The sequence below is a fragment of the Halococcus salsus genome, assembly GCF_009900715.1.
GTDB lineage: Archaea > Halobacteriota > Halobacteria > Halobacteriales > Halococcaceae > Halococcus > Halococcus salsus.
The window spans coordinates 28,856-39,279 of the sequence record NZ_JAAAJC010000013.1 but is presented as its reverse complement, the minus strand read 5'-3'; the positions used below and the strand labels follow the sequence as shown (position 1 = coordinate 39,279).

Genomic DNA, 10,424 nt, shown 5'->3' with positions numbered 1-10,424 from the left:
TCGACCGCGAGAAGGTCGACGAAGCACTCGACGTGGTTTCGGTCCCCGAGTCTGCCGTCTATGACGTCTCCGAGAGCGAGTACGTCAGGAAAGCCGAAGTCGACGAGGAGCGCAAAGAGACCCGTCTTCAGGGGCTCAAAGACCGCCTAGCCGTGAGCGACGATCCCGAGGCGGAGGTCCTCCGCCAAGAGATCGAGCGGCTCGAAGCCGAAATCGACGACCTGACCGAATTCTCGCCCGGGAGTGCGTTCGCGGATAGAGCGGAGTGACCGCGATTTCTGTAGATATCGAAATTCGTGCGACCCTGTAGGTAGACACTTGACTACCGACAGGGGCTTGAGATGAGAGAAATCGTGGACAGGGAGATTCCGGTGCAACACTGATATTTTCACTTCCAGTGTGGATGGCGAATATTGACATGAAACACAATAGATCTAAAAAACGAATATGGTTATTAATCAGTCCCCGGCTGAGGACACCGAGATCTCGAACGGACGCAAAAATCTATGAGAGTCGCAATCATTGCTGATATGCATGGCAACGCCGTGGCGCTCCAAGCAGCGCTCTCTGCAATCGAGGACGAGAACCCAGATCAGATCGTTTGTCTCGGCGATGTCGTTGCAAACGGTCCACAGCCTTCCGAATCGCTTGAGATAGTTAGGGAATTAGATATTCCGGTGGTTATGGGTAACACAGATGAGGTTCTTCTCAATCCAGAACAAATCGATAACAGAGACCAAAACCCCCAACGAATCAAGGATCTTCTTCGATGGGCAGCAGAGCAATTATCAGACGATCAAATAGAGAGCATTTGTAGCTTCGAGCCAACGGTTGAGATTCAACTAAGCGATGAGCGACAGCTGTTGTGTTATCATGGAACCCCCCGCTCGCATTCTGAAGCAATTGGCGCGGAAACTCCTCAAGATGAACTTGATGAATGGTTCACCGAAACGGATGCGCAAGTACTGGTCGGTGGACACACGCATGTTCAACTGTTCCGCCGCCACAGGAACGCCATCATACTCAACGCAGGCAGCATCGGACTCGCCCGCGACCTGGATCAAGCAACGAATACGATGGTCGATCCATCTAGGACAGAATATGCACTTCTGACCGACGAAAATGGGTCTCTGGACGTGGAGTTGTGTCAAACGCACGTTGATGTCGAAATGGTTCGTGAGGCTGCCGGGAAAAGCGATATGCCACATGCGGATTGGTGGGCGCAGGGCTGGCCCGCCCCATAGCAAATCAATATCTCGTACCTAACCACCCGGTTGCACAGACCGAAAACAGCAATCCTCATTTTGCACATGGCTCGGCCAAAACCATGTGCAAGTTTCGCGCCGCGTCCGGGCCGAGACGCTCCACGAGCGCCATCCATCACGACGAAATCGCCGTTCTTTATAGGCAAACCATCCGTGAGTAAGCCGAATAGCACGCCAAATCGACCCCCATGTGCAAAATCACCTATGAGAATCAATACGAACGGCGAGAAAGACTACCGAACCGACCTCTACGAGCGCACTGCCGAACGCTTCGGCGTTGGCACCAAAAGCGGCGGAATTGATGCTGCCTGCCAGTTCTCGAACCAGATGCTTCGCAACCTCGAACACGCCGCCGAACATCCCGATATGACCGAAGACCTCGCCGAACTCCTCTCGACCACGAACGTCACCGTCGAGCATCGCCTCGTCACCGACCTCACAATCGACTGAGCATCAAATACCCAGAGCATATACTCATTCACATAGATGCCCGACATTGCAATTATTGGGGGCGGTATCGGCGGGTTGTGTACAGCTATTGGCCTTCAAACTCGCGGATTCGACCCGGTAGTGTACGAAGCTACAGATGAACTTCGGCCCGTAGGATTCGGGATCGGAATCGCCCCCAATGGAATGCAAGCGCTTGATCACCTCGATGTCGCCGATCCCGTTGTAGAGCGTGGCGTTGCTGTGGATCGAATCGAATTGCGAACCAAAGAAGGACAGCTGCTCATGCCGATGGATTTTCGCACCCCTGTAAATCAACTCGATCTCAATCATATCATGGTGGCTGTCCATCGGGCTGACCTTCAATCCGTACTCAGAAACCACCTCTCCACCGATAGATTACAACTCGGTATGGAGTGTGTGGGTATCGACGCGAAGCAGCCCGCGATTCAGTTCGCTGATGGAACCGAGAAGACACCAGACCTCGTTGTGGGTGCTGATGGCGTCAACTCCACCGTTCGGAGGAATATCTCCCCAAATAACCGACCACGATACGCTGGTGAAGTCGCCTATCGGGGCCTCGCCGATACAACGACTTCGAATGATATTGAGCAGGTAGGCGCAGAATTTTGGGGCCATGGAGTACGCCTTGGGTACTTTCCTGTCGATGGCGAACAGGTGTACTGGTTTGCCACAGTTGTGGCAGAATCTCCAGACGCTGCACCGGAGGCAACCTCCGCTGAACTCGCCAAACAGTACCGCGATTTCACTGATCCTGTCCCCGACCTCATCGCTGCTACCGATGATGAAACTATCATCCAAACTCCGCTCACGGACGTACCGCCACTCAACCACTGGACCAACGGTCGTGCTACTCTTCTCGGTGATGCTGCTCATGCCATGACCCCGAATCTCGCACAGGGAAGCGCACAGGCGATGGAAGATTCCGTCGTCCTCGCCGAATCAATAGCTACCCACGGAGCCACCCATCGTGCCTTTTCTGCCTACGAAACTCGTCGCAAAGACCGAGCAGAAGCCATACTGCGCCAGTCACGGATTCAGGGCCGGCTGGCGCAGGTGGAGTATCCGATGTTGGCGAAGATTCGGAACGCCGCATTCAGACACGTGCCTTCCTTACTATTGCAGAAACAAACAGAATCGATGGTCACAGCCGATTTCTGAGTCATTCAGTAGAGATTCGCATACACAATAGTCAGCGACCACCCTCACGGCCCCTGCGGGGCCGGAGGGCTGGCAGGATAAGGATAAGTCTCCGTATTGCACATCGGCAGTTCGAGTCTATCTGCTCGGGTTATAGAACGCCAGATCGTCGTACTTCTGGCAGATGTGTCCCGAACGCTAAGGTGTGTTCACTCGAGCCATAGAGAGACCAACTGTCGGTTTTGCACATCGATAACGGCGTCTGATGTGCAAAATGAGGATTAGCAGTGTCGCCGCATGCAACCCCGTGCAGTTGTGCTTGAAACGCCTTTGTATATCACACGAGTGTAGCTCAAACCCGCTTTTCCATCACTACGCTCGGAATCTCTGGTCCAGCCCCTCCGCCAACAGTGACACACTCTCGCTTTTGAAATCCTATCTGCTCATAAAATCCGGTTACGTTGAGTGATGCGTATGTTCTTAGTACTCCAATATCGTGGTCTTGAGCGATTTGTTGCAGCCTCTCAGCTATCGCTTGTCCAACCCCTTGTTGAAGAACGGAGGGGTCAACGAATGTCGCTGCCAATAATCCTTCATCAATATCTATACCTCCATATCCCACAGGTAGTCCATCCTGCTCAGCAATGATGTATACATGGCTATCTGCTTCTATTTTCTCTGGAGGAATCAGCAAACGGTCGTCATCGACTGCCGTCATATACTCTAACTGTTCTGAAGAGTATTCGTCCACTGCCTGTGACTGGAGTGAATCACGTTGTATTCGGTCCATGTCCTCCGAATCTGCAGAGGTTGCTTTTCGTATCTCCACCATTCTATCACTCGCTCTAGCTGAGGACTGTCGGCTAATATGAGGTTCCCCTGTCGGTAGTCCAGTGTCTATCTACAGGGCCGCACGAATTTCTCTCCGAAGAGTATCAGGCCCGGAAAGAGGAGCGGGCTGGAGCGACGCTCCACCTGCTCCACAATGCCACCGACCAGACGATCGAACGGCTCGACGTTAGCGACGAAAAAACGCACGACAGCACGCTGTTCAACACAGGCTCGTGGCTGCAGGGACGGCTCGTTCTCCTCGATCTCGCGTACTTCAAGTACCGCTGCTTCGCGTTGATCGATGAGAACGACGGCTACTTCGTGAGTCGGTTGAAGAAGAGCGCAAAACCGGTGATAACGGCGGAATTACGGGGATGGCGCGGCCGCGCCATCCCCCTGGAAGCAAGCAGATCCACGACGTCGTGGACGATCTCCATCGTGAGTACATCGACGTCAAGGTTGAAGCGGAATTCAAGCGAGGGCCGTACGATGGAACTCGGTCGCTGGATACGAAGCGGTTCCGCGTCGTCGGTGTCCGCAACGAGGACGCCGACGACTACTATCTGTACATCACGAATCTGCCCAGAGAGGAGTTCCTGCCGGCTGATCTTGCAACGCTGTACCGGTGTCGGTGGGAAGTGGAGTTGCTGTTCCGGGAGCTGAAGACGCAGTACGAACTTGACGAGTTCAGCACAAGCAACCCGGCGGTTGTTGAGATTCTGCTGTACGCAGCGTTGCTGTCACTGCTGGTAAGCCGTGATCTGCTGGATCTGATCACCGAGGAGGCTGACAATGAGATCGTGTTCCCGCCCGAGTGCTGGGCGGCGACCTTCCGGTCGCACGCCCAGCTCATCCTCCACGAACTCGGCGAACACCTCGGCTATTCGCCACCGCCGCTGTTAGAACGACTGATCGAAGATGCACAGAAAATTCACCAAGAACGATCGATCCTCCAAGAGACGCTCGCTACCGCTACACAACCGAGGTGTGAGTGCTAACTAAAGACGGATGCCCTAAACGTTCATGAACTCCATCAACAATCTCCTACAGATGAGCGACCGATCCGTTCTTGGGTAGACTAGCGGAATAGCATGCTAATGATGAGCGCGCCATGGCGAGATACAGCCGCTATGTGACGAATACGGGCTATTCAGGCTGTGGATCGCTCGTCATCTCGTGGTTCCGCTGTGCTACTGAAGAGCGTGCTTTCCTGATGTGAGACGATAAGCTATATCTCAGGAGCGTCCAGTGACCGAGAGGGTTATCGAAACGACCGATAGTTCGTGAGCACCAGGCCAACAGTAACGAAACTCAGGATAATCCCGATGAGACCACTCAGGCTCCCCGACAGCAACGATGACGCAGACTGGAATCCGCCAACCGAGTACCAGATGACTGCCAGTATCCAGCCCCATAGGGTGAGCGTCCAGAGTCCGTACGCTATCACGATCTCGCCTACTATCGCTACCAGCAATAGCACGCCATATAGACCTTCAAAGTTCGCGAACAGCACGAGCGCTAAAACGAACTCGGCGAACATGAGTAGGATTCTGGACCAGCAGACGACCTTGATACCGAGCGGTGGCCCGGCAGGTGACGACGGCTGCTCGGATTCGACACTCATGCGATCAACCTCTCTCGGCAACTCCCTAAGCACGAGTGTTATCTCTTCCGGCTTTCAGCATCTACAGATATTCCGCAACAGCTCCAGCACTCGGTTCGGGAAGTGCGGAACCGCACCACCGTACTCACCGCGCCATCGCGCGAGCTCACTCCGTTCGGTTCTGACCTGCTAGCTTCAGCGTGTAACGCCGTCGCCACTGCGGCTGCTGAAGAACCCTATCCCTCTGGATCGGCCAAACTCCGACCTCCGGGATGACCCTACTCTGCATTCTCGATGGGGACTACTCATTCACACGGTGATAATATTGCTGCCTGCCTTTCTTATCCTGAGTGATGAGCTCGCCTGCTGGAAGCTGTACAATTCGGCAGGCTGAACCGAGGTCGGCAACCGCCCCCACTGAATTCCCGAGACAGATAAGCGCTGCTGACCCCAATACCCAGAAATCCTGACTCACGACCAGTACAAGGATACTTGCCGGCGTCAGAACAACCAGCGGTGCGAGCGCGATAGCTATTGATTCACCGCGCGATTGATACTCACCGTACGTGAGCGTCGTTGGAGAGATATTAAGGAAACCGTCGTATCTGATGCTGAATTTCGAGCGGTAGCCGAACCAGCGCCCACAGAGAGCATGGAGCGCTTCATGAAGGAGAGCTAAGAGACCAAGCATTCCGAGCACCCAGACGAGATATTTGGCCCACTCATTGGGAGTTTCATGCTGAAAGACAGTATAGGCGAGGCGAACCGCTGTCTCCTCTCCTTTCAGGGCCACTACCAACAGTGGCGGACCGATAAACACCCCGAGAATCCAGCCGAGCAGCGCTACCGTGACGTACCACGGTTGCTGGTAGTCGGGGTCGTGTGGTCGATAGCCCTCGGGTGGTGCTGGCGGCCACTCCACATCCATCACCCTTCGATCGTGTAGTAGGCGTGCATTGTATATCGCTATACGGAGCCAACGAATTGTGACGACTCACCAACATACCGCTCGTGGTTGTTGGCAATGTGCTGGATTGTCGAGCGGGCGACACTGGTCCGACGGGCAAGCTCACGTTTGCTCGCACCTTTATCGAGTTCATCGAGGATAACGATAGCAGTCTCATAGTCGTCATTAGGTACTAAGAAACCCTCTGGACCGACGTCGTATCCGAATGGTGGGCGGCCATGCCATTTGCCCTGGGCACGACTCGCTGCGATTCCTTCGCGGGTGTTGTCGCGTTTGATCTCAGCTTCGAGCTCGGCGAAGGTCGCTGCGACAGTGAGGAACGCGCGGGTGTAGGGGTCGCGTTCGTCGGGCGAGAGGTCGATGCCCATATCAAGAATGTGCAGCCCGACCTCATCTGAAGTCAGGCAAATGGATTTCTAATGCACAGCGAATGACGAAATCAACTATCAGTCTGAAATACTCAACCTTCTATATGTGATGAGCCGGCCTAGCTACCCTTGGATATGTGTATTTCAGTCGTCTGGGGTCGTCTCCGGGCTAATTCCCCGACCGGTCTCGGGAACAAGCCACGTTGGTACGACTCGGGTAAGGACGACCATTCCAATCAATTCGACGAGTGTCTGTGTGATGACGACCGCCGGAGCGAGTGCGTATCCCGACGGTAGCGCGAGTGCCAGCGGCAGAATGACCAATGAGTTCCGCGTCACCGACGTAAACACGAGAGCACGGCTCTCGCCCACATCCATTCCAAAGAGTCCGCCCCCGAACCGTCCGAGTAGTGGCATTATAACGAGGAACGCGACATATACCGGGATGACAGCAGTGATCTGTCCGATTGAGTTTTGAACACGTGGGAGTTGGGACGCGATAACCACAAACAGCGTCACACTCATCATCGGGGCTGGTAACCACTCCATCGCGTCTTTCCATCGCTTTCCAGCCTCAGAACGTTCTGCACCCACTTCGGTAAGCCATGCGAGCGTCAGCGGAACTGCGATGATGAGAACGAACGCCTCAATGAAGGGTCCTGCCTGAATGAACTCTGTAACTCGCTCTCCCATGAACACCCAGAGATACCCCGGAAGGAGCAGCAACTGAATGAGCAACAACACTGGCGTCGCCGCAGTGATCTGTTCTGCATCGCCGTTCGCAAGCTCCGTGAACGAAATTACGTAGTCGATACACGGCGTGAGCAATACCATGAATACCCCGACAAGAACGGCCGGGTCCTGCGGGAGAAATCGGGTGAGAGCGAAGACGACGACCGGAACCACGAGGAAGTTCATCCCGAGCGCAGCCAGCATGAATCGGCCGTTCGTGAACGCCCGGCGAAGTTTGACGAACGGGATTTCAAGGAACGTCACGTACAGAAGCACTGCCAAGACGGGGTTGATGAACTGTTCCAGAGGAGAACTTAGCCCCGGCTGAGCAAAGCTCACGATAACTGCGAGAAGGACGCCAGTTGCGTAGATGAGTATTTGATTGTGCTGAATCCAGTCTTTCGTAAACTGTACCATTGTAGAATCTTGTGACGCCGGAGCACCTTACGAAGACTGATTTCAGCAGCCTCCCATGGTTGGGGTGTCACAGAGCAGTTCACAAACTTCGACGAACGGTACGCATAGGGGGAGCGTATCACTGGAAGCTCTATCAGTAGACGGTCGGAATGCTTTCGCTTGGTCGTGAAGAACCACAGAACATGGCTACGACAGTCGAGATTCCCGATACAGACGAGGCGTGTGCATACTGTGGTTCGCGTATCTTCAACCACGACCCCATCTGTGTACGCGACTGCACCGTCGATTGTGGCTCACCTCTCTACTTCTGCAACTACGCGTGCCTGTCGGCGTATATCACCGAGAACGAACTGACCTATGGCGACGCCTGCGAGTGGTCGCCCGAGTAGCACTCGTTTCTTCCGGGTCGTCAACCCTCTCAGTTCGTGGGGGCGCTCAGTTGTGAGTCGTCGCTGAGTTCATCGAACAGATCCACCACACGCTGGTGAATGTCGTCTCGAATCGAACGTACCGTGTCGATATCCTCTCCATGAGGATCGGGAAGATCCCAGTCGCGGATGTCAACCGTTGACTCATCCTCGTCGACGTCAAGCGTCGAACAACCCATCGTCGCCACGTACTCACACGAACGGAGTTCCTCGCTTGTGATTTCGCGGGGCATCCGCTCCGAGAGATCGAACTCTTCCTCGCGCATGACTTCGATGACTTCCTCGTGAACGTGGTCCGCTGGACGGGTACCTCCGGTAAGGATCTCGACGGCGTCGTCGAGGCCTCGGCGCTCGCGTTCGCGCTCGGCGAATGCGGTCGCCATCTGCGAGCGTCCAGCATTTTGGACGCACATGAACGCGAGTCGAATCAGGTTCGCTGTATCAGTAGTGGTGGACATTGGTTTTGGTTCGTGTGGTGGTTAGTCGTCAGTCGTCGCCTCGGACGGTGATGTGTCGAGACTGCCAGTCTCGGTTCCACTCCAGTCGAGTTTGCGCTGGAAATAGAGTGCAACGTTGACCAGCGCGAGCAAGACGGGCACCTCGATGAGCGGGCCGACGACGGTCGTGAAGGCGACGCCGGAGCCAACACCGAACACGGCGACCGCGACCGCGATGGCGAGCTCGAAATTGTTCGAGGCCGCCGTGAACCCGATCGCGGTCGTCGTCGAGTAGTCCGCGCCGATTCCTTTCCCCATGCCGAAGCTCACGAAGAACATCACCACGAAGTAGATCGTCAGCGGCACCGCGATCAACAGAACATCTGCGGGTGCAGCAACGATGTTCTCGCCCTGCGTGGCGAACATCACGATTACCGTGAACAGCAATGCGACCAGCGTCAGCGGGTCGATCTTCGGGATGAAATCCTCGTCATACCACTCTTCGCCCTTGGTGCGCGTGCCGGCGTAGCGGGTCAAAAAGCCGCCGACAAAGGGAATACCGAGAAAGACCACGATGGCTTGGAATACCTGCATCGGTGTAATGTCGAAGGTGGTAATCCCGGCAACGAGCGAGTCCATTCCCAGCAGCGGCGGCAGGAACAACCCGAAGAACCAGACGTAGACGCCGTAGGTGACGATCTGGAAGAGGCTGTTGAACGCCACTAACCCAGTGACGTATTCGGGAGACCCTTCGGCGAGTTCGTTCCAGACAAGCACCATTGCGATACACCGGGCCATCCCAATGAAGATAAGTCCGAGGAAGAACTCGGGGCGCGCGGGCAGGCCCGGAACGAGGCCGCTGAAGAACACGACCGCCAGCCCGAACATCAGCGTTGGGCCGATGAGCCAGTTCTGGATGAGGCTCAGCCCGAGTACGCGCCAGTTGCTGAATACCGTCCGGAGCTGCGAGTAGTCCGCCTTCGCCAGCGGCGGGTACATCATCAGTATGAGGCCGATCTCCACGAGATGGAGGTTCTGAATCGGTTGGGTCACCGATGGGGCGATATAGCCCAATCCCACGCCGACGGCCATCGCGCCGAAGATCCAGACGGTGAGGTACTTGTCGAGGAAGTCCATCGACCGTGGGTCACCACACTGCGGACACGAGCAGTCCGGGCCGTGCTCGTGGTCGACGTTACTCATTACTCACGCTCCCGTCGAGGACAGTCACAAGGGTGATGGCACGGTTGGTAGCTTGGTACTTCTTCCAACGTCCGTCCTTGCGCCCGGTCACGAGTCCCGCGTCGACGAGCGCCGAGAGCGCGTGACTCAGCCCGCTCTCACTCACGTCGACGACGGCCTGAAGCTCACAGACACAGAGTTCCTCCCCGGCTGCTACGAGCACGCGAACGAGCGTGTAGCGCGTCTCGTTGGCGAGCGCGGCGAGCACGTCGAGTTCGGCGTTGACCTGTGCTGGGCCGAGTGCCGCTTCGAGCGTGCCGAGTTCGTCGAGTCGACGCTTGACGTCCTCGTCTCGACACTCCCCGAGCTCGTCTTCGAGGTATCGCTGGAGTCGTTCGGTCGCTTGCGCCATGGAGAGTGAATTGAATACAGACTCAATTAATCGTTTCGATGACGACGCGGGTGATACCCTATTCGTGTACTATCTCTGCCCATGGGTCGTTCGTACGAGTGCGGACGAAAGGGTTTTACTTGAGAGAATATTAAACCGAAGCGTGCAATCAGAGCAAGCCAACAGATCGATTCC

General features: G+C 55.5%; 15 protein-coding genes. 7 read left to right on the top strand and 8 right to left on the bottom strand.

Going from position 1 to position 10,424, the window contains the following annotated elements:
- The 4 genes from GT355_RS16595 to GT355_RS16580 all read left to right on the top strand — a co-directional run.
- On the top strand, nt 1-269 hold a 269-nt coding region (locus tag GT355_RS16595; protein ID WP_476702764.1), incomplete at its 5' end, for a DUF7983 family protein.
- Nucleotides 270-506: 237 nt separating this feature from the next.
- Nucleotides 507-1,244, top strand: a complete 738-nt coding sequence (locus GT355_RS16590; RefSeq protein ID WP_160135645.1) for a metallophosphoesterase family protein — start codon at nt 507-509, stop codon at nt 1,242-1,244.
- A 225-nt stretch (nt 1,245-1,469) separates the two neighbouring features.
- Nucleotides 1,470-1,715, top strand: coding sequence for a DUF7692 domain-containing protein (locus GT355_RS16585; RefSeq protein ID WP_160135644.1), 246 nt, complete (start codon nt 1,470-1,472; stop codon nt 1,713-1,715).
- A gap of 36 nt (nt 1,716-1,751) precedes the next feature.
- Nucleotides 1,752-2,894, top strand: coding sequence for an FAD-dependent monooxygenase (locus GT355_RS16580; protein WP_160135643.1), 1,143 nt, complete (start codon nt 1,752-1,754; stop codon nt 2,892-2,894).
- 331 nt (nt 2,895-3,225) lie between these two features.
- On the opposite strand, the gene GT355_RS16575 is transcribed toward GT355_RS16580, so the two are convergent.
- On the bottom strand, nt 3,226-3,705 hold the full coding sequence (locus tag GT355_RS16575) for a GNAT family N-acetyltransferase (RefSeq protein WP_160135642.1): 480 nt from the start codon (nt 3,703-3,705) through the stop codon (nt 3,226-3,228).
- A 47-nt stretch (nt 3,706-3,752) separates the two neighbouring features.
- Between GT355_RS16575 and GT355_RS18685 the strand changes: the two genes are divergently transcribed.
- Both GT355_RS18685 and GT355_RS18680 read left to right on the top strand, forming a co-directional pair.
- Complete coding sequence (locus GT355_RS18685) at nt 3,753-4,367, top strand: transposase (RefSeq protein WP_420825983.1); 615 nt, start codon at nt 3,753-3,755, stop codon at nt 4,365-4,367.
- A complete protein-coding gene (locus GT355_RS18680) occupies nt 4,268-4,702 on the top strand; it encodes a transposase (RefSeq protein WP_420825982.1) in 435 nt (144 codons plus the stop codon). The genes GT355_RS18685 and GT355_RS18680 overlap by 100 nt, the downstream gene beginning before the upstream one ends.
- A gap of 263 nt (nt 4,703-4,965) precedes the next feature.
- Here the strand turns inward: GT355_RS18680 and GT355_RS16565 are convergent, their stop codons facing one another.
- The 4 genes from GT355_RS16565 to GT355_RS16550 all read right to left on the bottom strand — a co-directional run bounded on the left by GT355_RS16565 (nt 4,966) and on the right by GT355_RS16550 (nt 7,791).
- Entirely contained in the window at nt 4,966-5,328 is a 363-nt protein-coding gene (locus GT355_RS16565; protein ID WP_160135641.1) for a hypothetical protein, read from the bottom strand.
- 280 nt (nt 5,329-5,608) lie between these two features.
- On the bottom strand, nt 5,609-6,235 hold the full coding sequence (locus GT355_RS16560; protein WP_160135640.1) for a DUF3267 domain-containing protein: 627 nt from the start codon (nt 6,233-6,235) through the stop codon (nt 5,609-5,611).
- Between the two features lie 38 nt (nt 6,236-6,273).
- Nucleotides 6,274-6,678 (bottom strand): recombinase family protein, encoded by a 405-nt coding sequence (locus tag GT355_RS16555; RefSeq protein ID WP_275690163.1) that lies wholly within the window; start codon nt 6,676-6,678, stop codon nt 6,274-6,276.
- Nucleotides 6,679-6,786: 108 nt separating this feature from the next.
- The gene (locus GT355_RS16550) at nt 6,787-7,791 is read right to left on the bottom strand and encodes an arsenic resistance protein (protein ID WP_160135639.1); all 1,005 of its coding nucleotides are present in this window, start codon (nt 7,789-7,791) and stop codon (nt 6,787-6,789) included.
- A gap of 182 nt (nt 7,792-7,973) precedes the next feature.
- On the opposite strand from GT355_RS16550, the gene GT355_RS16545 reads away from it, so the two are divergent.
- Entirely contained in the window at nt 7,974-8,180 is a 207-nt protein-coding gene (locus GT355_RS16545) for a hypothetical protein (RefSeq protein WP_160135638.1), read from the top strand.
- Between the two features lie 29 nt (nt 8,181-8,209).
- Here GT355_RS16545 and GT355_RS16540 read toward each other — a convergent pair whose 3' ends face one another.
- From GT355_RS16540 to GT355_RS16530, 3 genes are read right to left on the bottom strand one after another with little or no spacing between them, the layout of a single operon-like run.
- A complete protein-coding gene (locus GT355_RS16540) occupies nt 8,210-8,677 on the bottom strand; it encodes a low molecular weight phosphatase family protein (protein WP_192928042.1) in 468 nt (155 codons plus the stop codon).
- A gap of 21 nt (nt 8,678-8,698) precedes the next feature.
- Complete coding sequence (gene arsB / locus GT355_RS16535) at nt 8,699-9,859, bottom strand: ACR3 family arsenite efflux transporter (RefSeq protein ID WP_160135637.1); 1,161 nt, start codon at nt 9,857-9,859, stop codon at nt 8,699-8,701.
- Nucleotides 9,852-10,250 (bottom strand): ArsR/SmtB family transcription factor, encoded by a 399-nt coding sequence (locus GT355_RS16530; RefSeq protein WP_160135636.1) that lies wholly within the window; start codon nt 10,248-10,250, stop codon nt 9,852-9,854. The genes arsB and GT355_RS16530 overlap by 8 nt, the downstream gene beginning before the upstream one ends.
- Nucleotides 10,251-10,424: the final 174 nt, after the last annotated feature.